Genomic DNA, 21,171 nt, shown 5'->3' with positions numbered 1-21,171 from the left:
CTAAGCACGGGCGGGGGCCTCTCCCTCATCGTGGGCTGGGTGTTCGGTCTCGGCCGGCTCGGCGGCGGACCTCGCGGCCGACGCGATGCGCGCCCCGGCCGCGGCCTTCTCCGCTTCGCGCACGCGCTTCCGGAGGTTCTTGTCGGTGATCTCGCGGTCGCCGACGGCGCCCGGCGTCCAGATCTCGACGTCTTCGTCGCCGTAGCTCGACTTGGAGGCCCGGCGCTTGACCTCGGGCGCGACAGCGCCCGGCGCGAGCTTGCGCGCCATGACGAGGAAACCGGTGTGCGCCACCATCCGATGGTCCGGCCGAACGGCCAGCCCTTCGACGTGCCAGCCGCGCACCATCGTCTCGCTGGCATCCGGCTCGGTGAAGCCGCCCAGTCCCCTGATGAACTCGGCCGTGCGCGAGAGCTGCGTCGCGGTGGCGACGTAGCAGATCACGACGCCGCCGGGTGCCAGGGCGTCGGAGACGGCCGGCATGACTTCCCAGGGCGCGAGCATGTCGAGGACGACGCGGTCGACGCTGCCCGCCTCCGCCTCGTCCGGAAGCGCGTCGGCGAGGTCGCCCTCGACGATGCGCCAGTGGGGCGGCGTCTCGCCGAAGAACGTCTCGACGTTGAGCGCCGCGACCTCCGCGAAGTCGGCCCGTCGCTCGAACGACGTCAGCCGGCCCTCCTCGCCGATCGCCCTCAGGAGCGACAGCGAGAGGGCGCCGGAGCCGACGCCGGCCTCCACCACGACGGCGCCGGGGAAGATGTCGGCCTGCTGCACGATCGCTGCGGCGTCCTTCGGGTACACGATCGCGGCGCCGCGCGGCATCGACATCACGAAGTCGCGCAGCAGCGGGCGCAGGGCGAGGTACTCGTGGCCGAAGCTGTTCTCGACGACCGAGCCGTCGGGCAGGCCGACGAGCGCGGCGTGGGGCAGGACGCCCTGGTGCGTCTGCAGCTCGGCGCCCTCGCGGAGCGTGACGGTGTGCAGCTTGCCCTTCGGCCCCGTCAGCTGCACCCGGTCGCCGTAGCGGAACGGGCCTCTCGGCTTGTCGATCACGCGGCACGCACCGTTCGGAACAGCTCGGAGACGTCGGCGGCCGTGCGGCCGTCGAGGCCGTCCCAGACCGCGTGGGCGCCCAGACCCGACAGATCGACCAGGTTCTGCGCACCGATCGTGACAGCGCCGGAGGCCACGGCCGAGGCCACACCGGTGCCGGAGTCCTCGATCGCGACGGCGTCGGAGATGTCGATGCCCAGAGAGGCCGCCGCCTTCAGGTACGGCTCGGGGGCCGGCTTCGGCTCGTCCACGTCGTCACCGCCGATCACGAGGTCGAACGCGGGGAAATCGATGCGCTCGACGACGGTGCGCGCCATCCTGCGCATCGACATCGTCACGAGCGCCGTCCGGATGCCGGCCTCGCGCAGCTCCCAGAGGAGCTCGCGGGCGCCGGGGCGGAACGGCACACCGCTCGTGATGATGCGGTCGGTGACGGCGGCCGTCAGCACGTCGACGATCTCGTCGACCGGCATGTCGACGCCGGCGTCTCGCACGAGAGCCGCCGAGACGGGGAGCGCCTTGCCGATGCACTGGTGCGCCTGCTCGGCCGTCCACGTGCCCCCATGCCGGGCCACGAGGTCGGTCTCGGCCGCGATCCAGTACGGCTCGGAATCGATCAGGGTGCCGTCCATGTCCCAGAGAACGGCGCGCGGAGAAGTCATCGCACCAGCGTATCGGCCGCCGCTGGCCGGTCCTGCATCGGGCATGCCGGGAGATCTGGACGCCTACTGCGCTGGGCACCAGATCTCCCAACACACCCTAGGCTGGTGGGAAGCCCGAGACTCGGGCCGGGAGGACCGCAGTGACGACAAGCTCTGAGGGCACGTTCGGCAGCCGCATCGTCGTGGCCGCTTTCGACGGCTGGAACGATGCGGGCGAGGCGGCCTCCGGGGCCGTCGAGCAGCTCAGGCAGAGCGGCGAGTACGAGCCGGTGTTCTCGGTGGATCCGGAGCTGTACTTCGATTACCAGTACACCCGCCCGGTGCTGAAGACTTCGGCGGACGGCTCCCGCAGGCTCGACTGGCCGGAGGCGACGCTGTTCCGGCCGACGACGCCGAGCGAGGGCCCCGAGCTGTGGCTGCTCGCCGGCGTCGAGCCCGCCAGGGCTTGGAAGGCCTTCGTCGCCGAGTTCCTGGACGTCGCCCTGCGCGAGGACATCACGGGGCTCGTGACGCTCGGCTCGATGATGTCGGACGTCCCGCACACCCGCCCGATCGCGATCTCGGCGACCAGCGAGAACCGGGCGGTGCGAGAGGAGCTCGCGCTCGACAGCGCGACGTACGAGGGCCCCGTCGGGATCCTGTCCGTGCTCCAGGACGCCGCGGAGTCGTCCGGGCTCCCGACGGCATCGCTCTGGGCCAGCGTGCCGCACTACGTCGCGAGCCAGGCGCCGTCGCCGAAGGCGACCCTCGCGCTGATCGAGCGCCTCGAGCTGTTCACGCGCGCCGCCGTGCCGCACGGTTCGCTGCCCACGGAAGCGGCGGCGTGGGAGGCCTCCGTCGACGCGGCCGCCGCGGAGGACGAGGAGATGCGCGAATACATCCGGCTGCTCGAGGAGAACTGCGACGCCGTTGACGCGCCCGAGGCGTCCGGAGACGCCATCGCCCGCGCCTTTGAGAAGTACCTCAACCGCGACGACCGCGGCAAGGGCGACGCCAAGAAGTAGGCGCGCCCTGCACCCGCTCGCCTGGCAACGGGAGCGCCGCGGGCGGCCCTGACGGGCTCCGCTCAGTACGCCGAGAGCGCACCGGTGCCGAGCAGCACCATGATCACGCCGCCGAGCGCGACGCGATAGATCACGAACGGCATGAAGCTGCCGTGCTTGAGGTACCGCATCAGGTACTTGATCACGATGAAGCCCGTGATGCCCGACACGATCGTCGCCGTCGCGACGCCGCCCCAGCCGTAGGGGCCTGGGCCTTCCTCCTGGAGCCCGTTCACGAGCTCGAACAGACCCGATCCGAGCACCGCGGGCACCGCGAGGAGGAACGAGAACTCGGCGGCCGCCGTGCGGTCGTACCCGAACGCGCGGGCGGCCGTGGTGGTCGCTCCCGAGCGTGAGACGCCCGGAACGAGCGCGAGCGCCTGCGCGATGCCGATCGTGAGGCCGTGCGGGTACGTAACGTCCTCCATCTCGCGCTTCTGCGCCGCATACCGGTCGACGGCGCCGAGGATGATGCCGAAGACGATGAGCACGCCAGCGACCAGCCACAGGTTCCGGAACACGTCGCGGATGTACTCCTGCAGCGTGAAGCCGAGGATGCCGATCGGGATCGAACCGAGGATGACGAGCCAGCCGAGGCGGGCGTCGGGGTCGCTCCGCGGCACCTTGCCGACGAGGGCGAGGGCCCACTGCTTGATGATCCGCCCGATCTTCGCGGCGAAGAAGACGAGCACCGCGAGCTCGGTGCCGATCTGCGTGATCGCGGTGAAGGTCGCGCCGGGGTCGACGTGCGACGGCAGGAACTCGCCGACGATGCGCAGGTGCGCGCTCGACGATATCGGCAGGAACTCGGTCAGGCCCTGGACGAGCCCGAGGATGAAGGCCTCGAAGAAGTTCACGTGCTCACTTCCGGATCGCGGATGGCGGCACCGGCCGGCGCCCGAGCCAACGCTACCCGGGGCGATCCTGTGAGCCCGCCGTCCCGCTACGCCGCCGGCGCCTCCGGTTCGAAGATCTGCCCGATCGGCGCGTTCTTCTCCGCCTGGAAGGTGTCCTCGGCGCGCCCGTACGCCCAGTAGCCGGACAGGGACAGCCGGGAGCGCTCGATACCCCACTCCTTGTGGATCAGCGGGCGCAGTCGCTTCATCGCCTCGCGCTCGCCGTGCGCGAAGACGTCCACAGCGTTCGCAGGCGCGTCGAGTGCTTCGACGGCCGCAACGAGGGCGTCGCCGTGCGCACTGCCGTCGCGGTGAACCCAGCGCACCTCGATGCCGAGGGGCGCATCGATCACGATCTCGTCGGCAGCGGAGCCCACCTCGATGACGGCGAGCCCGCGCGCATCCGGATCGGCCGCCTCGATCGACGCCGCGATGGCCGGCAGCGCCGAGTCGTCACCGAAGAACAGGTGCTCGTCGACGTCGGGAGACGGTGCGTAGTTCCCGCCGGGGCCCATGAGGCAGACGCGATCGCCTGGACCTGCCGCCGCCGCCCAGGGGCCCGCGATGCCCTCATCGCCGTGCACGACGAAGTCGATCGCGACCGCCTGCTCCAGGCGGTCGATCTCCCGGATCGTGTAGGTGCGGCGCGACGGCATGTCGTGCGGCGCGAGCTCCTCGCGCAGCGCCTCCATGTCGTAGGGCAGCGCGAGCCCGAGCTCGGGCCGCGCGAACAGGAGCTTGACGTAGAGGTCCGTGATCCCGATGCGCTCGGCCGGGATCGCGTCGATGAACCTCTCGACGCCCTCCCCCCGGAAGCGCACGCGCACCATGTGCGGGCTCACCCGCTCGGTGCGATCGACCTCGAAAACGTGCGTGGGGCGCGGCTTCCTGCCAGCCGGGGCTGCGTTGTTCATCCGGATCATCCTCCCACACCCCGAGTTACGTGAGGCTCACCTAACCCGGCACGGCGGGAACGCAGGAGCCCCCGGCACCGCGCATCGGCGGCGCGGGGGCTCGGCGGGGAGGCGTCAGGCCGTCGGGACGACGGAGCCGTCGGCCCAGGTGTCCTCGATGAACTGCGCGACCTCGTCCGAGTGGAGCAGATCGTTCAGGGCGATCAGGTCCTCGTTCGTCTCGTCGCCGGCACGGACGGCGAGGAAGTTCGCGTACGGGTTGTCCGCACCGGCTTCGGAGATCAGCCCGTCCTCCGTCGGCGACAGGCCCGCTTCGATGGCGTAGTTGCCGTTGATCACCGAGGCGTCGACATCCTCGAGCGTGCGGGGCAGGGATGCCGCGTCCGCTTCGATGAACTCGAAGCCGTGCGGGTTGTCCACCACGTCGCCCACGGTCGCCGAGACGACCTCGACGTTCTCATCGAGCTCGATGAGGCCTGCCTGCGCGAGCAGGTCGAGGGCCCGACCCTGGTTCGAGGGGTCGTTGTTGATGCCGATCTTCGCGCCATCGGGGAGGTCGGCGATGTCGGTCACGCTCGCGGAGTAGAGCGCGAACGGCTCGATGTGCACGCCGGGGAAATGGGCGAGCTCGTACCCCTGGCTCTCGACCTCGGAGTCGAAGTACGGCTGGTGCTGGAAGTAGTTCGCATCGAGCTCGCCGTCGACGAGCGCGCGGTTCGGGAGCGCGTAGTCGTCGTAGGACACGATCTCGATGTCGAGGCCGGCGTCGGCCGCGAGCTCGTCCCGGACGAATTCGAGGATCTCGCCGTGCGGAACCGGCGAGACGCCGACCGTGAGCTTCGTGACGCCGCCCTCGTCGGTTCCCACCTCGGCGTCGGAGGCGCCGCCTGCGCCGCATCCGGTGAGGAGGAGTGCTGCCGCAGCCGTGGCGGCCGCCGCTGTGATGATCCGTCGCATGTGCGAACCTGCTTCCTGTGCTGTGTGTGACCGCTTCTCAGCGGTGGTCGATCTTCTTCACGGTCGCGTCGCCTGCCCACTGCACGAGCGCCACGAGGGCGACGAGCAGCACGATGCAGGCGATCATGACATCGGACTGATAGCGGCGGTAGCCGTAGTCGATCGCGAGGGCGCCGAGGCCGCCTCCTCCGATCGTGCCCGCCATGGCCGTGTAGCCGATCAGGGTGACGACCGTGACGGTGAGCGCTCCGACGATGCCGGGGAGCGCCTCGCGCACGAGGACGTGCAGCGTGATGTGGCGCTTCGTGGCGCCCATCATCTGCACCGCCTCGATCTTGCCGCCGTCGATCTCGAGCAGGGCGTTCTGCACGAGTCGGGCGAAGAACGGGATCGCGCCGACGGCCAGCGGCACGACCGTCGCCTGCCAGCCCAGCGCGCTGCCCACGACGAAGCGCGTGAACGGGATCAGCGCGATCATCAGGATGATGAACGGGATGGAGCGACCGAAGTCGACGACGAGGCTGAGCACGCGGTAGACGACGGGCTGCGGCGTGAGCCCCTTCGCGCTCGTGGCGTTCAGGAGGATGCCGAGCGGCAGGCCGAGGACCGCGACGGCGAGGGTCGTGAACACGACCATGAGCACCGTCTCCCCCGTCGCCTCCCACAGCTGGCCGTGGAAGACGGGGTTGTTCCAGAAGAGCTCGTCGGAAGTCGCCCTGATCACGCGTCGCTCCCCTCGTCGGCGAGGTCGCCCCGCCGCGCGGCTCCTGCGGTCGTGAGCTCGGCGCGCACGCCGGCGCCCCGGAGGACGGCCAGGAGCCGATCCGCCTCGGCGGCGGGCGTCGAGAAGCGCAGCCGGCCGACCTGCGCTCCGTGCAGCGTCTCGATGGTTCCCGCCGCGATCTCCGCCGCGATCCCCTCTCGGCCGAGCAGGGCGAAGACCGCACCGGCATCGGGGCCGGTGCCCGTGAGGAACGCCTCGACGACCGTGGCCTCGTCGTCGAGCGCGACGGGCGGCAGCGCGATGAGCTCCTTCGCGAGGGGCGTCGATTCGTCCCTGACGACATCCAGGAGCGTGCCCGACCGCGCGACGCGACCGGAGTCGAGCAGGGAAACGGAGTCGCAGATCTCGCGGACGACGGACATCTCGTGCGTGATGATGACGACGGTGATGCCGAGTCGGTCGCGCAGGGTGCGCACGAGATCGAGGATCTGGCGGGTCGTCGCGGAATCGAGCGCGCTCGTCGGTTCGTCGCACAGCAGGACGCGCGGCTCGGCGGCCAGCGCCCGAGCGATGCCGACGCGCTGCTTCTGCCCGCCCGAGAGCTGGGAGGGGTAGTTGCCCCGCCTGTCCGTGAGTCCGACGATCCCGAGCAGCTCGTCGACGCGCCTGCGGCGCTCGGCCGCCGGCACGCCGGCGATCTCCAGCGGGTGAGCGATGTTCTGCTCGGCGGTGCGCGAGTCGAGGAGGTTGACGTGCTGGAACACCATGCCGATCGAGCGGCGCGCCTTCGCGAGGGCCGCTCCCGACGCTGAGGAGATGTCGACGCCGTCGATCCGGACGGTGCCCGAGGTCGCGGGATCGAGCCCCGTGAGGCACCGGATGAGCGTGGACTTGCCGGCTCCCGAGCGCCCCACGATGCCGTGGATCTCCCCGTCGGCGACCGTCAGGTCGACGCCGTCGAGCGCCGTGACACCGCCGGGGTGCACCTTGCCGACGCCCCGCAGCTCGATCATCTGGTCCTCCTCCGCCGCGCGCCGGCGCGACTGACCCACCCTTCCAGGTGTGGCCTGCTCCGGCGAAAACGTGCGACGAAGTGTGACGCTCCGCCGCGGAAACGACAAGAGGACCCGGCCGTTCGGCCGGGTCCTCTTGGTTCTGTGCGCGAGGGGGGACTTGAACCCCCACGCCCTAATACGGGCACTAGCACCTCAAGCTAGCGCGTCTACCTATTCCGCCACCCGCGCATTGGGTGTCGGCCCGGAGACCCTCTCGGATCGCTTTCCGAACCAAGAGAAAACATTACCACCTCGGCTGTGGCGCGACGAATCGCGGCGCGTCTCGGGCGTGGCGGGCGCCCTAACCGACGTCGACGCCGAACAGGAGGCCCAGCCCGTATGTCACCGCCGCGGCGCCGAACCCGATGGCGAGCTGGCGCAGCGCGCGCGGGAGCGGCGACGCGCCGGAGAGCAGCCCGACGAGCGCGCCCGTCGCGCTCAGCGCGATGCCGACCAGGACGAGCGCAACGATCACGGCCGGCAGGCCGGCGAGTCCGAACAGCCACGGCAGGACGGGGATGATGGCGCCGGATGCGAACAGCAGGAAGCTCGAGATCGCCGCGCGGAACGCACCGCCGACGACCTCGTGATCGTCGCCGTGGGGTCGGCGCTTCGGCAGCCGGCCCAGGTTCGCCTCATCGATCACCCGGCGTGCGCGCGCCATGGCCTCGTCCGCCGGGATGCCTCGGGTGCGGAAGACGAGGGCGAGCTCGTTGGCATCGATGTCGAGGTCGGGCAGGCTCGCGTGGGCGAAGTCGCTCGGCTCGGTCGCCTCGAGCAGTTCGCGCTGGCTGCGCACCGAGACGTACTCCCCCGCTCCCATCGACAGCGCCCCGGCCAACAGGCCCGCGATGCCGCTGAACAGGACGAACTGCGGCGCCGCCCCCGTGGCACCGATGCCCATGACGAGGGCGAGGTTGCTCACGAGACCGTCGTTCGCCCCGAAGACCGCGGCCCTGAACGTGCCGGAGAGCTTGCGGCGGCTCTTCGCCGCGAGCCCGCGCACCACCTCGTGGTGGATCTTCTCATCGGCGCGCATGGCGGGCGTCGCCCACGGGTCGGCATCGTAGGGCGAGCGCGCCTCGGCCTGCTGCGCCATCGCGAGTGTGAAGACGGAGTCGAACCTTCCCGCCATCCACCCCGTGAACCGGTCGCGCAGGCCGGCCTTCGGCAGCTTCGCCGGCTCGCCGCCGAGCAGATCGATCCAGTGGCGCTCGTGGCGCTTCTCGGCCTCCTCGAGCTGCAGCAGGATCTCGCGGTCTTCGCCGTCGCGCTTGCGCGCCAAGCGGCGGTAGACGGCGGCCTCGGCGCGCTCGTCCGCGATGTACTGCGCCCACCGGCGCCGGTCGGCGGCCGTCGGCTCGCTCGGGGTCAGGAACTGCGTGTCGTTCACTGCATCAACGCTATCGGCCGGGCGCCGCAGGGCCGGCGCCGGGAGACGCTTTGACAGCATTTCGGGCCCCCGAAGCGGCCCGCCGCGGGGCTCAGGAGCGGACCTTGCGCCTCAGGTTCTGGATGCGCTTCTGGAGCTGCGCGACGGTCGCCTGCGCCACGGCGGGGCCGCCGCAGGTCCGACGCAGTTCCGAGTGGATCTGGCCGTGCGGCATCCCCGATTGGCGCGAATAGAGGCCGACGAGGTTGTTCAGCAGCTGGCGCTGCTCCTTCAGCGTGCGGTGCATCGGCTCGGGGAGCGCGCTCTCACCGCTGGCCTGCTCCGCGGCCTCCCTGCGCGTGCGGTGCTTCGCCTGATTGGCGGTGCGCTGCATGAGCAGGTCGTGCACGTGCTCCGGCTCGAGCAGACCGGGGATGCCGATGAACTCCTGTTCCTCGTCGGTGCCGGGCACCGCGAGCTGGCCGAACTCCTTGCCGTCGAAGACGACCTTGTCGAAGTGGGCAACCGAGCTGATGGCCTCGAACTTGCCCTCGTCCTGCTCGAGCTCGTCCGACGCCTTCTCCTCGCGCTCCGCGGCATCGAGGAGGGAGTCGTCGAGGCCGTCGCCGTCCTTCTCGCCGCGGCCGATGACGTGGTCGCGTTCCCGCTCCATCTCGCTCGCGAGGCTCGTCAGCTGCGGCACCTGGGGCAGGAAGACGCTGGCGGCCTCGCCCCGGCGCCTGGCGCGCACGAAGCGGCCGATCGCCTGTGCGAAGAACAGCGGGGTAGACGAGCTCGTCGCGTACACGCCGACGGCGAGGCGCGGCACATCGACGCCCTCCGACACCATGCGCACCGCGACCATCCAGCGGTCGTCGGACGCAGAGAAGTCCTCGATGCGCCGGGACGCCTCCTTGTCATCGGAGAGCACGACGGTCGCGCGGCGCCCCGTGATCGACAGGAGCAGGCGCGCGTAGGCGCGTGCGGCCGTCTGATCGGTCGCGAGCACGAGCCCTCCTGCGTCGGGCACGTGATGCCGGATCTCGCTCAGCCGCGCGTCAGCGGAGCGCAGGATCTGGCTCATCCACTCGCCGTTCGGGTCGAGCGCCGTGCGCCAGGCCTGCGACGTGACGTCCTTCACGTTGTCCTGGCCGAGCTGGGCCTCGACCTCGTCGCCCGCCTTCGTGCGCCACGCCATCTGTCCGGCGTAGACGTGGAACAGCACGGGTCGCACGACGCCGTCGGCGAGCGCGCGGCCGTAGCCGTAGTTGTAGTCGGTGATCGAGACCTGGCCGCCCTTCGGATCGGGCGCGTAGTCGACGAACGGGATGGGCGCGTCGTCACTGCGGAACGGCGTGCCGGAGAGCATCAGCCGACGCGTCGCCGGGGCGTACGCCTCGCGAACGGCGTCGCCCCAGCTGAGTGCGTCGCCGCCGTGGTGCACCTCGTCGAGGATCACGAGCGTGCGGCCCTGCTCCGTGAGCTGCCGATGCACGTACGCCTTCGCGGCGACCTGCGCATACGTGACGACGACGCCGGCGTAGTGGCGGCCGGGCGCCACGTCGCTGTTGCGGAAGTTCGGGTCGAGCCGGATGTGGGCGCGAGCGGCCGCGTCGGCCCACTGCGTCTTCAGGTGCTCGGTCGGCGCGACGACGATGACGCGGTCGATGACGTCCTCGCTGCGGAGCTTGCGCGCCATGGTCAGCGCGAACGTCGTCTTGCCGGCGCCCGGCGTGGCGGCCACGAGGAAATCGCGCTTGTCCGCCCTGTCGTACGCCTCCATCGCCTCGCGCTGCCAGGCCCTGAGGTTCTCGGCGGTGCCCCACGGGGCTCTCTGCGGATAGGACGGTGACAGCACCCGTCAACGATAATTCAGCGCACCGACATCGGGGCTGGACGGCATCGGCCCCGGCGCGCATGTGCGCGGGAGATAATCGACGGATGACCTTCGACGACGCGCGCACCCACATCGACGACCTCGCAGCCTTCGTGACGGCATCGCCGTCGTCGTACCACGCGGCGGCCGAGGCGGAGCGGCGGCTGACGGGCGCCGGCTTCACGGCGCTCGACGAGCGCGACGAGTGGCGCATCGCGCCCGGCGGCCGCTACGTCGTGCGCCGCGACGGCTCCGTGATCGCCTTCGCAGTTCCGGATGCCGCGGGCCCTCTGACGCCCTTCGCGATCGTCGGCGCGCACACCGACTCCCCCGGCTTCAAGCTCAAGCCGAAGCCGACCACCATCGGCGCCGGCGGCTGGTGGCAGCTCGGCGTCGAGGTCTACGGCGGGCCGCTGCTGAGCTCCTGGCTCGACCGCGAGCTCGAACTGGCCGGCCGCATCGTCACGTCCGACGGTGCGGAGCACATCGTCCGCACCGGACCTCTCGTGCGCATCCCGCAGCTCGCGATCCACCTCGACAGGGGCGCGAACGAGGGCTTCACGCTCGACAAGCAGCGCCACACCGCGCCCGTCTGGGGCTTCGGCGATGCCGAGTCGGCGGACATCCTCGCGGTGCTCGCGGGCGAAGCGGGCGTCTCCCCCGCCGAGATCGGCGGCTACGACGTCGTGGTCGCCGACACGCAGCCGCCGCGCGTATTCGGCGCGGGCGAGCAGCTGTTCGCGTCGGGCCGGCTCGACAACCTGCTCTCGACGCACGCCGGTCTCGTCGCCATCCTCGACGCGGAGCCGACCGAATCCATCGCCATGTTCGCCGCCTTCGACCACGAGGAGATCGGCAGCGCATCCCGCTCCGGCGCGGCCGGCCCCTTCCACGAGGAGGTCCTGAACCGGATCGCCGCGGCGCTGGGTGCGACGGCCGAGCAGAGGTCGCGCGCGTTCGCCTCGTCCCTCCACGTCTCGAGCGACGTCGGCCACTCTGTGCACCCGAACTACGCCGAGAAGCACGACCCCGCTAACCAGCCCATGGCAGGCTCCGGCCCGATCCTCAAGATCAACGGGAACCAGCGCTACGCGACCGACGCGCACGGCGCGGCGGCGTGGAACGCGGCGTGCGCGCGGGCCGGTGTGCCCTCGCAGGAGTTCGTCTCGAACAATCAGGTGCCGTGCGGCTCGACGATCGGGCCGATCTCGGCGACGCGCCTGGGCATCCGGACGGTGGACGTCGGCGTGCCGATCCTGTCCATGCACTCGGCGCGCGAGCTCACGGCCGTCGCCGACCCGTGGCACCTCTCGCGCGCGATGGCGGAGGTCCTGACGGCGTGACGGCGGCCGCGGCGCGCATCGTGCGCCTCGAGCCCGACGAGTGGCGCGGGCTCGAGGCGGCCCATCACGCGCGCACCGACGCGCTCACGGCCGGCCACCGCGAGCGCGCCGGCCGCGGTGAGAAGCACCCTGTCTGGGACTTCCTGTTCCAGTACTACTCGTACAAGCCGAAGGTGCTGCGGCGCTGGCACCCCGGTGCGGGCGTCGAGCTCGCCGGTGCCGCCGACACGGAGCGGTCCGGCTGGCGCTGGTACCGCGCCGGCTCCGACTCGGGCTCCCTGGCGCCGGATGTCGAGGGCTTCGTCGCGCGCAACGACCGGCTCGTCCGGCTGATCAGGGTGATGCTCGCCCGCACCGCCTCGCGGCCGGGACTGTTCGACTGCTTCGGACTGCACGAGTGGGCGATGGTCTACCGCGACGAGGAGCACCGCCACCCGCAACCGCTCCGGCTCGGGCAGGCGGGCACCGACGCCGTCGTCGAGTCGCACGAGCTGCGCTGCACGCACTACGACGCCTTCCGCTTCTTCACCCCCGAGGCCGAGCCCCTGAACCGGACGCGGCCTACGCGGGAATCGCAGCCGGAGCTCGACCAGCCCGGCTGCCTGCACGCTGGCATGGATGTCTACAAGTGGGCGATCAAGCTCGGCCCGCTCGTTCCGGGCGAGCTGTTGCTCGACTGCTTCGAGCTGGCCGCCGATATCCGCTGCCTCGACATGGAGGCCGCGCCCTACGACCTGACGGCGTGGGGCTTCGAGCCCGTCCGGATCGAGACCACCGAGGGCAAGGCGGATTATGTGCGGCGCCAGCGCGCCTTCGCCGACCGCAGCAACCGCCTGCGCGAGCGGGTGCTCGACGCGGCGCTCGCGCGGGTGCCGGAGCCGGCGGCGGCCGAGCTCCTGGCGCCTCAGAGCGGCTGACGGCGCACGTAGGCCCGAAGAGCATCGGCGGCCAACCGCGCCGCCGGCTCGCTGCCGAACATCGCGTGGAAGCTCGGATCGGACTCGTACTGGTCGGCGATCCCCCTGAGCATCGCCGCTGATCTCTCCGCATCCCCGGCGTGCGTCGGCGTTCCCGGGATCTCGGCGAACCACGCGACGTGCACCGACGCATGGTGTCGAGCGGCGGCCGAGTCGGCTTCCTCGCCCTCCTCCTGGAGCTCCCGCCAGCGCGCGAGGAGCGCCTCGGCGACGGCCTTCCACTCGCGCTGCTCGCGAACCGATTTGCCGTGCCACCACTGGTTCGACGCGTCGAACGCCTCCCGACCCCAGCGTTCGACGACCTCGGACTCGTAGCGGTCGTTGAACCCCTGCAGCATCACATCCATCCGGGGCTCCAGCCCCTCGGCCCGCATCCGGAGCGTGTGCCGCACCGCGGCGATGCGGCGATCCAGCTTCTCCCGGTCGTCCGCCAGCTGATCCAGATGGCGCGTGAGCGCCTCGACCTCGGCGCTCTGGGACTCCTGCGCTTCGAGCACGGCGGCGATATCCGCCAATGCCATGCCGGTGTCGCGAAGGAGGAGGATCCGCTGGAGGCGCGCGACGGCTGCCGCCCCGTAGTAGCGATAGCCGTTCGCACCGATGCGGTCCGGTCCGAGCAGCCCGATGCGATGGTAGTGACGCAGCGTGCGGCCGCTGATCCCCGCGCGATCAGCCAGCTCCCTGACGGTCCATTCCATCGTGCTCTCTCGCGGCGTCTCGGTGATCAGCCCCGTCGTGCATCCTCGAGGCCGAGGCGGGGCAGTGCACACAGAAGGATATCGGTCGCCGGCGTGCGGACGCTCTCCGCCGCGGTGACGCCCTCCGCCTCAGCGTATGCGGCGAACAAGCGGGCCCCGGCGGCGTAGCCTGCGCCGGTCGGCAGGCCGACCGGCGCCCCGCCGAACAGCTCCGCCGTGGCGTCCCCGAGGACCCAACCGGCGAAGTCCTGCATCCCCGTGACGTCGAGTCCGCTCGCCACCTTCGCCAGGACACGGTCGTCGGTGCGGGTCGCCTCGTCGACGAAATGGGTGCGCCCCGCGTCACCGTAGAGCTCGCTCGCGAAGGCGTCGGCGAGGCCCTCAGACACGACGTGCTCCCCGACGGTCACCGTCGCCGGGTCCCACACGACCCCTCCCGGTGAGTAGCGGACGTTGTGATGGAGTTCGTGAACCGCGATCGCTTCGAGGCGATCGAGGACGCGCGCCGTCGGCCACACGGTGATGACGATGTATCCGCTGATGCCGCCGAACCCCGACAGGCCCTGAACCTCGTTGATGAAGTGGTCGTTCGCCGGATCCCCGAGCAGGAGCAGCACCGTCACGTCGGGCACGGTCACGCTCGGATCTGCGTGTTCCAAGACGTCCGCTCCCCGCCGGAGTGCGTCGGCGATGCGGGTCCCGGCCTGCGCGCTCTCCAGCCGCGCTGCGGCGTCGCGCAGCTCGTTCGAGGGGCGCTCCCAGGCGAAGCCGAAGTTCTGGCGGTGCGCAGCCGCCATGTCCATTCCCCCGGGGATGAAGCGATACATCCCCGCCATCGGTTCCCACATCTCGCGCACGAGATCCTCGCGGAGTTCGGGGGCCGCATCCAGTATCCGCCTCATGGCGGAAGCGCTGTCGATCACTGAGACGTTCATGGCACCGACGCTAAACCTTGACGCAGGGGCAAGCTCAACCGCCGCCGGAGCACAGGCCTCGGTGGTCATCGGCGCGCTCAGGCCCGCGAGGCCTCCGGCACCCGGATGCGGTCGTGCCCCGCGTACACGTTCATCGTGTCTCCCCGCAGGAAGCCGACGAGGGTGAGGCCCGCCTCCTCCGCCAGTTCCGCGGCGAGCGACGAGGGCGCCGACACGGCCGCGAGCGCCGGGATGCCGGCCATGAGGGCCTTCTGCACGAGCTCGAAGCTGGCTCGCCCGGACACCATCAGCACGGTGCCGCGCAGCGGCAGGCGGTCGTTCTGCACGGCCCAGCCGACGACCTTGTCGACCGCGTTGTGCCGCCCGACGTCCTCGCGGAGCACGATCAGCCCACCCGTGCGGGCGTCGAACAGGCCGGCGGCGTGCAGGCCGCCCGTCTTGTCGAAGGCGTCCTGGTGGGCGCGGAGCTCGTCGGGGAAGCCGGCCAGGATGCCGGCGTCGAGCACGAACGCATCGCCGGCCACGTCGTGGGCGGATTCCGTGCGGACCGCGTCGATCGACGCCTTGCCGCACAGCCCGCACGAACTCGTGGTGTAGAAGTTGCGGGCGAGGTCGCTGCTCGGCGGCTCGACGCCGGGCGCGAGCGCGACGTCGAGCACGTTGTACGTGTTCTCCGCCATCTGCAGCACCCCGACGGACGCGGTCAGACCCTCCGTGCCCGGCCCGCCGCAGTGGATCGCAGCGCGGAAGTCTGCTCCGGCGCGCACGACGCCCTCCGCGACCAGGAAGCCGGCGGCGAGCTCGACGTCGTGGCCGGGCGTCCGCATCGTCACGGCGAGGGGCTCGCCCGCGATGCGGATCTCGAGCGGCTCCTCGACCGCGAGCGCGTCCGGCCGGCTCCGCTCGCCGTGCACGAGCGACACTCGGGTGACGCGGCGTCGGGTCGTGATCCTGCCCATGTCAGCCTCCGATCGCGTTCATCCCGCGCTCGGGCTGCAGGAACGACGGGTCGTTGATGGCGTGGCCGGGCAGCTTGCCCGCGATCGCGGCGCGGAGCACGCGTTCGATGTCGTCGTCGGAGCCGCCGCCGCGGAGGCGGGGCACCAGGTCGTACTCGTCGTTCGAGAAGAGGCAGTTCCGGATCTGGCCGTCGGCCGTGAGGCGCATCCGGTCGCAGTCACCGCAGAACGGCGCCGTGACGGAGGCGATGACGCCGACGGAAGCGGGGCCGCCGTCGAGCAGCCATGTCTCGGCGGGCGCCCCTCCCCTGCCGGGGATCGGGTCGAGCCGCCAGCGCGTCGCGAGGGCGGAGAGGATCTCTTCGCGCGTGACCATGCTCTCGCGGCGCCACGTGTGGCCGGCGTCGAGCGGCATCTGCTCGATGAAGCGCAGCTGCGCACCCAGGGACGCCGCGTACTCGACGAGGGGGACGATCTCGTCCTCGTTGACGCCGCGCATCGCGACGGTGTTGAGCTTCAGCGGCTTGAGCCCGCTGCGGGCCGCGGCCTCGATGCCCTCGAGCACGTCGGCGAGGCGGTCGCGCCGGGTGAGATCGCGGAACCTCTCGCGGTCGAGCGTGTCGATCGAGATGTTGAGGCGGTGCAGGCCGGCGTCGATGAGATCCGGGAGATGATCGCCCAGCCGGATGCCGTTGGTCGTCATCGCGATCCTCACGGGCCCGTCGGGCGTGCGCAGCTCCGCGAGCCTGCCGACGACCTCGGCGATGTCGCGGCGCAGGAGCGGTTCCCCGCCCGTCAGCCGGAACGTCGAGATGCCGTTCGCCGCGGCGACCCGCGCGACCCGGACGATCTCGTCGACGCTGAGAATGCTCTCCCGCGCGAGCCATTCGTTGCCCTGCTCCGGCATGCAGTAGGTGCAGCGCAGCGAGCAGCGATCGGTCAGCGACACGCGCAGATCACGATGCACGCGGCCGAAGCGGTCCACGATCGGGCCGCCGAGCGCGCCCTCGTACGCCGTCGGCGCCGCGGCGTCCCTGCCGGCACCGACGGGGATCGTCGCCCCGAGCGGCACCGCCGTCACGAACGCCTCCTGTGCATCCTCCCAGGCTACTCGTCCCGCGGGGCCTCGGCGCGCGTCGCCCGGGTGACGGCCCGGCGCCTGCTCGCGATGATCCGCACGCGTTCGGGCGGCACCGACAGGCGCACGGGGTCGCCGGGTGCCAGGTGCATACCGGCCAACCGCGCCGCCGGGATCTCGGCGATGACGCGGGGCTGATCGGTGACGACGCGCGCACCCGACGGGTCGGATTCGAACCGCACGACGCGGGCGAGCCATTCGCCCGGCTGCGGCTCGGCCTCGCGCGCGAGCTTGAGCGCCCCCGTCCACGACGTGTCCGGCGCGAGTTCCAGCGTCACGTCGCTCGGTCGGAACAGCGCCGTCACGCGCTGCCCCTCCCCGCTCGCCGTCGGCACCTCGCCCGTGGACTCGTAGCCGTGCGGCAGTTCGTGGCCGTGCCACGACGGTCGGTGCGGCTCCGGGGCCGGGGACTCGAGGGCGGGGTCACCGCCGCCGATGCGGACGGGACCCTCCGAGGCCTTCACGAGGCACCCCCCGCGGGAGCCGGTGCCGACGACGCGGTTCAGGCCGGCGATGCCGGCGGCGAAGGGCGTCGCCGGTCGAGCCAGCACGTCGGCCGCGTCGCCCTCCTGCGTGATCTGCCCACCCTCCAGGACGAGCAGCCGCCTGCCGAGGGCCGCGGCGTCCGTCACGTCGTGGGTGACCACGAGCGCGGCGACCCGCGTGGCGACCAGCTGCTCCTGCAGGAGGGCCCGGATCTCCGAGGCCTCCCCCGGTTCGAGGCCGGCCATCGGCTCGTCGAGGAGAACGGCACGCGGCGCCGCCGCGAGGGCGCGCGCGAGCGCCGTGCGCTGCCGCTGGCCGGGCGAGAGCTCGCGGGGGCGGTGGTCTCCGCTGCCGCCGAGCCCGACCTGCCACAGCCACTCGTCCGCCTCAGTCCTGGCGTGTGCGCGGTCGACGCCGCGCACGCGCAGGCCGAACGCGACGTTGTCCCGCGCCGACAGATGCGGGAACAGGCGCGCGTCGGCGCCGAGAAGCGCGACGCCCCTCTTCTGCGGGCGCACGTGGCGGTGCTTCGTCGCCGTCGTGTCGTTGTCGAACGCGATGGATCCGCCCGACAGCCTCAGCGTGCCGGCGATCGCGTTCAGCAGCGTCGACTTGCCGGCGCCGGGGGGCCCCATCACGGCGACGACCTCGCCGTGCTCGACGCGCACGCGGGCGTCGAGGCGGAAGCCGCGTCTGTCGACGATGACGTGGGCGTCGACGGCCGCGCTGCTCGACGCGTGCGGCTTCGCCCGGCTCATCGGACCGCTCCGGGGCGCCAGGCCCTCACGAGGACGAGCGTCGCGATCGCCAGGACGATGAGCAGCAGCGCCAGCGTCGCCGCCGCGCCCTGGCCGCCGCCCGAGCCCGCGAACGCATCGTAGACGGCCAGCGGCGCCGTGCGGGTCGCGCCGGGCGCGTCGCCGGCGAACAGCGCCGTCGCACCGAACTCGCCCGCCGCACGGACGAAGCAGAGAACCGCCCCCACGACGATGCCGGGAGCCGCGAGCGGGAGCGTCACCCGGAACAGGATGCGCCAGCGCCCGGCGCCGAGGCCGGCCGCCGCGGATTCCGGCCCCGCGCCGTGGGCGCGCAGCGGGTTCTCGGCGGCGAAGACGACGAACGGGAGGGCGACGAAGATCTGGGCGACTACGACGGCAGCCGCCGTCGACGGCAGCGAGACCCCCGCCTCGCCGAGCACGCCGCCGAGAGCCCCGTCCGGGCCGAGGAGCGCGAGCAGCGCGAGCCCGCCGACGAGGGGCGGCATGAGGAGGGGGATCGCGGCGACCGCGCGCAGAGCGCCGCCGAGCCAGCGGGGCGCACGGACGATCCAGAGGGCGAGCGGCACCCCGATGACGAGGCACACGGCCGTCGCGGTGAGGGCCGTCAGGGCAGACAGGCCCAGCGCCTCGAGGGCATCGGGCGAGGTGAGATCCGACCAGATCGTCGCCCATTCCAGGCGCCAGCCGAATGCCGCGATCGGCGCCGCGAGCATCGCGATCCCCAGCAGCGCCGGAACCACGAGCAGGCGCGGCAGCTGTCCGGGCGGGGCATCGCGGCGGCCCCCCGCTTCGCTCCGTCTCTCGCTCATGCCTCCATGTTGGCGACACGCCGCCGATTCCGCACGATCCGCGCCCGGCGCGTCTCAGAAGATGCGGGGCGAGGACCCCGCCTCAGCACCGCAGCAGCACATCCACGGCGTCGCCGGCACGCACCTCCTCGACACCGGCCGGCACCACGGCGAACGCCTCGGCGGCCGCGAGCCCGCCGGCGATGTGCGACCCGGAGCCGCGGGCCGTCGCCGGCGACACGGTCCAGGCGGCGGGGTCGCGGCGGTCGATCGCCGCCGGAAGGAACTGGGTGCGCCCCGGTGGCGTGCGCCAACCGGCGGCCGCGGTCAACCGGATGGCGTCGCGGTCGATCCGGGTCCTGCCCTGCATCGCCAGGAGCGCCGGACGCACGAACGCCTCGAACGACACGGCCGCGCTGACGGGATTTCCCGGCAGCGCGAACAGGACGGCGCCCGACGGCAGGCGGCCGAACCCCTGCGGCTTCCCCGGCTGCATCGCCACCTTCGCGAACTCGATCGAGCCTCCGAGCGCATTCTTCACGACCTCGTACGCCCCGGCGCTCACGCCGCCGGATGTGATGACGGCATCGACACCCGTGTGATCCGCGAGGGCGCGCAGGAACGCGCTCGGGTCGTCGGCGACGGTCGAGACGGCCGCGAGCTCCGCGTCGGCCTCGTGCGCGAGCTGCGACAGGAGCACGGAGTTCGACTCGGGGATCCGGCCGCGGCCGAGCTCGGCGCCGGGACGCGCGAGCTCCGACCCCGTCGAGAGCACGAGAACGCGCGGCCGGCGCGCGACCGCGACGGCGTCGACGCCGGCGGCTGCCGCCGCGGAGAGCTCGAACGCACCGAGGCGGGCACCTGCCGGCACGATCTGATCGCCGGGCTCCTTGTCCTCGCCGCGGCGCCGGATGTGCGCTCCCGCGGCCTTCGGCGCCCGCGTCACATCGGCCCAGCGGAGCGAGTCGTCGAGCCCGCCCCGCGTGTCTTCGAACGGGACGATCGCGTCGGCGTCGGCCGGCACGATCGCGCCCGTCATGATCCGCGCGGCCTCGCCGGGCCGGATAGCGGGGTCGTCGCCGGAACCGGCGGGCACGTCGGCGACCACGCGCAGCCGGACGAGGGCATCGGGCCCGGCCCCTGCGACATCGGCGAACCGCACGGCGAAGCCGTCCATCGCCGAGTTGTCGAAGACGGGGATCGCCACGCGCGCCTCCACCCGCTCGGCGAGGGTCCGCCCGGCCGCGAGGGCGAGCGGGACGGTCTCGACGGGGGTGCGGACGGCTTCGGAGAGGACGCGCTCCCGGTGCTCGGCGATGCTCCTGAAGTTCACGCGCCGGCCCCTTCGCGTTCGGCCCAGGCGAGGACGCCGCCCGCGACCGTGCGGGCGTCCGCACCCACGCGGCGGAGCGCCTCGGACGCAACGGCGGACCGCACGCCCGCCCTGCACACGACGGCGACCCGGCCCCCGCCGACGCGCGCCGCTGCCGCCGCGGGGTCGGCGAGCACCTCGTCGAGCGGGAGGTGAACCGCGCCGGGGAACGGGTCGTATTCGGCGACCTCGGCCGCCTCACGCACGTCGAGGAGGGCGCCGAAGGCCGGCGCATCCGGTTCGCCGCCGTCGAGCGGGGTCGTCAGGAAGTCGGACAGGTCGTCGACCGAGACGATCGGTGTCCGCTCCCGGTGCGCTTGCGCGGGCGCCGACGGCTGCGGGCCGGCCGCCCCGACGAGCGGCACCTCGCGCCAGCGCGAGCCGAGGGCGTCGAAGATCTGCAGCCGCCCCAGGAGGGGCTCGCCGATGCCGGCGATCAGCAGGATCGCCTGCATCGCCATCGCGGAACCGATCTGCAGGCACATCGCGCCGAGGACCCCGACCTGTGCGCACGTCGGCACCACGCCGGCGCTCCCCCGCGGATACAGGTCGCCCAGCACGACCGGCGAGCCGACGGGCGGCGACGACCAGAACACCGTGAGCTGGGCGCTGAACTCCTGGATGACGCCCCACACGAGCGGGATCCCGAGGCGCTCGCACGCCGCGGCGACGTCGAGCCTGGTCTCGAAGGTGTCGGCGCCGTCGAGCACGACGTCCGCGCCCGCGAGGATCGATGCCGCATTGGACGCATCGAGGCGCCGGATCACCGGCACGACCCGCGTCTCCGGCGACAAGTCCGCCGCCGCGCGGACGGCGCTGGCCGCCTTGGGCTCGCCGACGTCGCTCATCCGGTGCATCACCTGTCGCTGCAGGTTCGATGCCTCGACCGCGTCGTCGTCGACCACCGTGATCGTCCCGACGCCGGCGGCGGCGAGTGCGAGCAGCGCGGGGGAACCGAGCCCACCGGCGCCGATCAGTGCGACGTGGGAGTTCTTCAGGCGCCGCTGCGCGTCCTCCCCGAACCCGGCGAGGGCCAGGTGCCGCGCCGTGCGGGCGCGCTCGAGGTCGGAGAGATCGGCCGCGGGTTCGACGAGCGGTGGGAAGGCCATGCCTCCAGACTATGGCGGGAGCCCACCGCGCGGGC

At 72.2% G+C, this 21,171-nt stretch carries 20 protein-coding genes and 1 tRNA gene; 3 read left to right on the top strand and 18 right to left on the bottom strand.

Annotated features, from left to right (window positions below):
* On the bottom strand, positions 1 to 1,053 hold the full coding sequence (locus C0010_RS00470) for a tRNA (adenine-N1)-methyltransferase (protein ID WP_105565106.1): 1,053 nt from the start codon (positions 1,051 to 1,053) through the stop codon (positions 1 to 3).
* Positions 1,050 to 1,715, bottom strand: coding sequence for an HAD family hydrolase (locus tag C0010_RS00465; protein WP_105565105.1), 666 nt, complete (start codon positions 1,713 to 1,715; stop codon positions 1,050 to 1,052). The genes C0010_RS00470 and C0010_RS00465 overlap by 4 nt, the downstream gene beginning before the upstream one ends.
* A gap of 140 nt (positions 1,716 to 1,855) precedes the next feature.
* Here C0010_RS00465 and C0010_RS00460 point away from each other — a divergent pair, with 140 nt between their 5' ends.
* Positions 1,856 to 2,719 (top strand): PAC2 family protein, encoded by an 864-nt coding sequence (locus C0010_RS00460; protein WP_232531653.1) that lies wholly within the window; start codon positions 1,856 to 1,858, stop codon positions 2,717 to 2,719.
* A 62-nt stretch (positions 2,720 to 2,781) separates the two neighbouring features.
* Here C0010_RS00460 and C0010_RS00455 read toward each other — a convergent pair whose 3' ends face one another.
* The 8 genes from C0010_RS00455 to C0010_RS00420 all read right to left on the bottom strand — a co-directional run bounded on the left by C0010_RS00455 (position 2,782) and on the right by C0010_RS00420 (position 10,534).
* A complete protein-coding gene (locus C0010_RS00455) occupies positions 2,782 to 3,615 on the bottom strand; it encodes an undecaprenyl-diphosphate phosphatase (RefSeq protein WP_105565104.1) in 834 nt (277 codons plus the stop codon).
* Between the two features lie 86 nt (positions 3,616 to 3,701).
* A complete protein-coding gene (locus C0010_RS00450) occupies positions 3,702 to 4,568 on the bottom strand; it encodes a siderophore-interacting protein (RefSeq protein WP_105565103.1) in 867 nt (288 codons plus the stop codon).
* Between the two features lie 114 nt (positions 4,569 to 4,682).
* Positions 4,683 to 5,525 (bottom strand): MetQ/NlpA family ABC transporter substrate-binding protein, encoded by an 843-nt coding sequence (locus tag C0010_RS00445; protein WP_105565102.1) that lies wholly within the window; start codon positions 5,523 to 5,525, stop codon positions 4,683 to 4,685.
* A gap of 37 nt (positions 5,526 to 5,562) precedes the next feature.
* Positions 5,563 to 6,249 carry a methionine ABC transporter permease gene (locus C0010_RS00440; protein ID WP_232531652.1) on the bottom strand — a complete coding sequence of 229 codons (687 nt, stop codon included), beginning with the start codon at positions 6,247 to 6,249 and terminating at the stop codon, positions 5,563 to 5,565.
* Positions 6,246 to 7,262, bottom strand: a complete 1,017-nt coding sequence (locus C0010_RS00435; RefSeq protein ID WP_105565101.1) for a methionine ABC transporter ATP-binding protein — start codon at positions 7,260 to 7,262, stop codon at positions 6,246 to 6,248. Before C0010_RS00435 ends, C0010_RS00440 begins: the two co-directional genes overlap by 4 nt.
* Positions 7,263 to 7,407: 145 nt before the next feature.
* A tRNA-Leu gene (locus tag C0010_RS00430) sits at positions 7,408 to 7,493 on the bottom strand.
* Positions 7,494 to 7,605: 112 nt separating this feature from the next.
* Positions 7,606 to 8,697, bottom strand: coding sequence for a VIT1/CCC1 transporter family protein (locus tag C0010_RS00425; protein WP_232531651.1), 1,092 nt, complete (start codon positions 8,695 to 8,697; stop codon positions 7,606 to 7,608).
* A gap of 91 nt (positions 8,698 to 8,788) precedes the next feature.
* Entirely contained in the window at positions 8,789 to 10,534 is a 1,746-nt protein-coding gene (locus C0010_RS00420) for a DEAD/DEAH box helicase (RefSeq protein ID WP_105565099.1), read from the bottom strand.
* 83 nt (positions 10,535 to 10,617) lie between these two features.
* Between C0010_RS00420 and C0010_RS00415 the strand changes: the two genes are divergently transcribed.
* On the top strand, positions 10,618 to 11,895 hold the full coding sequence (locus C0010_RS00415) for a M18 family aminopeptidase (protein ID WP_105565098.1): 1,278 nt from the start codon (positions 10,618 to 10,620) through the stop codon (positions 11,893 to 11,895).
* The gene (locus C0010_RS00410) at positions 11,892 to 12,812 is read left to right on the top strand and encodes a 3-methyladenine DNA glycosylase (RefSeq protein WP_174150317.1); all 921 of its coding nucleotides are present in this window, start codon (positions 11,892 to 11,894) and stop codon (positions 12,810 to 12,812) included. Before C0010_RS00415 ends, C0010_RS00410 begins: the two co-directional genes overlap by 4 nt.
* Here the strand turns inward: C0010_RS00410 and C0010_RS00405 are convergent.
* The 8 genes from C0010_RS00405 to C0010_RS00370 all read right to left on the bottom strand — a co-directional run bounded on the left by C0010_RS00405 (position 12,800) and on the right by C0010_RS00370 (position 21,136).
* A complete protein-coding gene (locus C0010_RS00405; RefSeq protein ID WP_105565097.1) occupies positions 12,800 to 13,570 on the bottom strand; it encodes a MerR family transcriptional regulator in 771 nt (256 codons plus the stop codon). The two genes, C0010_RS00410 and C0010_RS00405, sit on opposite strands and share 13 nt — an antisense overlap.
* 26 nt (positions 13,571 to 13,596) lie before the next feature.
* A complete protein-coding gene (locus C0010_RS00400; RefSeq protein WP_105565096.1) occupies positions 13,597 to 14,505 on the bottom strand; it encodes a DUF2268 domain-containing putative Zn-dependent protease in 909 nt (302 codons plus the stop codon).
* A 77-nt stretch (positions 14,506 to 14,582) separates the two neighbouring features.
* Positions 14,583 to 15,464 carry a formate dehydrogenase accessory sulfurtransferase FdhD gene (gene fdhD / locus C0010_RS00395; protein WP_105565095.1) on the bottom strand — a complete coding sequence of 294 codons (882 nt, stop codon included), beginning with the start codon at positions 15,462 to 15,464 and terminating at the stop codon, positions 14,583 to 14,585.
* Position 15,465: 1 nt separating this feature from the next.
* Entirely contained in the window at positions 15,466 to 16,545 is a 1,080-nt protein-coding gene (gene moaA / locus C0010_RS00390; RefSeq protein WP_232531650.1) for a GTP 3',8-cyclase MoaA, read from the bottom strand.
* Between the two features lie 26 nt (positions 16,546 to 16,571).
* Positions 16,572 to 17,846: an ATP-binding cassette domain-containing protein gene (locus tag C0010_RS15190; RefSeq protein WP_105565093.1), complete on the bottom strand. Its 1,275-nt coding sequence runs from the start codon at positions 17,844 to 17,846 to the stop codon at positions 16,572 to 16,574.
* Positions 17,843 to 18,676, bottom strand: a complete 834-nt coding sequence (locus C0010_RS00380; protein WP_105565092.1) for a molybdate ABC transporter permease subunit — start codon at positions 18,674 to 18,676, stop codon at positions 17,843 to 17,845. The genes C0010_RS15190 and C0010_RS00380 overlap by 4 nt, the downstream gene beginning before the upstream one ends.
* 82 nt (positions 18,677 to 18,758) lie before the next feature.
* The gene (locus tag C0010_RS00375) at positions 18,759 to 19,988 is read right to left on the bottom strand and encodes a molybdopterin molybdotransferase MoeA (RefSeq protein ID WP_105565091.1); all 1,230 of its coding nucleotides are present in this window, start codon (positions 19,986 to 19,988) and stop codon (positions 18,759 to 18,761) included.
* A complete protein-coding gene (locus tag C0010_RS00370; RefSeq protein ID WP_105565090.1) occupies positions 19,985 to 21,136 on the bottom strand; it encodes a ThiF family adenylyltransferase in 1,152 nt (383 codons plus the stop codon). The genes C0010_RS00375 and C0010_RS00370 overlap by 4 nt, the downstream gene beginning before the upstream one ends.
* Between the last annotated feature and the right edge of the window lie 35 nt (positions 21,137 to 21,171).

It is taken from the genome of Microbacterium halophytorum, assembly GCF_002970975.1.
In the GTDB taxonomy this organism is placed as follows: Bacteria; Actinomycetota; Actinomycetes; order Actinomycetales; family Microbacteriaceae; genus Microbacterium; species Microbacterium halophytorum.
The sequence above is the reverse complement of the archived record's forward strand: the minus strand, read 5'-3'. Positions and strand labels throughout refer to the sequence as shown.

What these genes read in the sequence shown, in the direction of transcription:
- C0010_RS00445 (WP_105565102.1), bottom strand. Translation starts at nt 5,525, where the DNA reads ATGCGACGGATCATCACAGCGGCGGCCGCCACGGCTGCGGCAGCACTC.
- C0010_RS15190 (WP_105565093.1), bottom strand. Translation starts at nt 17,846, where the DNA reads ATGAGCCGGGCGAAGCCGCACGCGTCGAGCAGCGCGGCCGTCGACGCC.
- C0010_RS00415 (WP_105565098.1), top strand. Translation starts at nt 10,618, where the DNA reads ATGACCTTCGACGACGCGCGCACCCACATCGACGACCTCGCAGCCTTC.
- fdhD (WP_105565095.1), bottom strand. Translation starts at nt 15,464, where the DNA reads ATGGGCAGGATCACGACCCGACGCCGCGTCACCCGAGTGTCGCTCGTG.
- C0010_RS00370 (WP_105565090.1), bottom strand. Translation starts at nt 21,136, where the DNA reads ATGGCCTTCCCACCGCTCGTCGAACCCGCGGCCGATCTCTCCGACCTC.
- C0010_RS00435 (WP_105565101.1), bottom strand. Translation starts at nt 7,262, where the DNA reads ATGATCGAGCTGCGGGGCGTCGGCAAGGTGCACCCCGGCGGTGTCACG.
- C0010_RS00450 (WP_105565103.1), bottom strand. Translation starts at nt 4,568, where the DNA reads ATGAACAACGCAGCCCCGGCTGGCAGGAAGCCGCGCCCCACGCACGTT.
- C0010_RS00400 (WP_105565096.1), bottom strand. Translation starts at nt 14,505, where the DNA reads ATGAACGTCTCAGTGATCGACAGCGCTTCCGCCATGAGGCGGATACTG.
- C0010_RS00465 (WP_105565105.1), bottom strand. Translation starts at nt 1,715, where the DNA reads ATGACTTCTCCGCGCGCCGTTCTCTGGGACATGGACGGCACCCTGATC.
- C0010_RS00405 (WP_105565097.1), bottom strand. Translation starts at nt 13,570, where the DNA reads ATGGAATGGACCGTCAGGGAGCTGGCTGATCGCGCGGGGATCAGCGGC.
- C0010_RS00380 (WP_105565092.1), bottom strand. Translation starts at nt 18,676, where the DNA reads ATGAGCGAGAGACGGAGCGAAGCGGGGGGCCGCCGCGATGCCCCGCCC.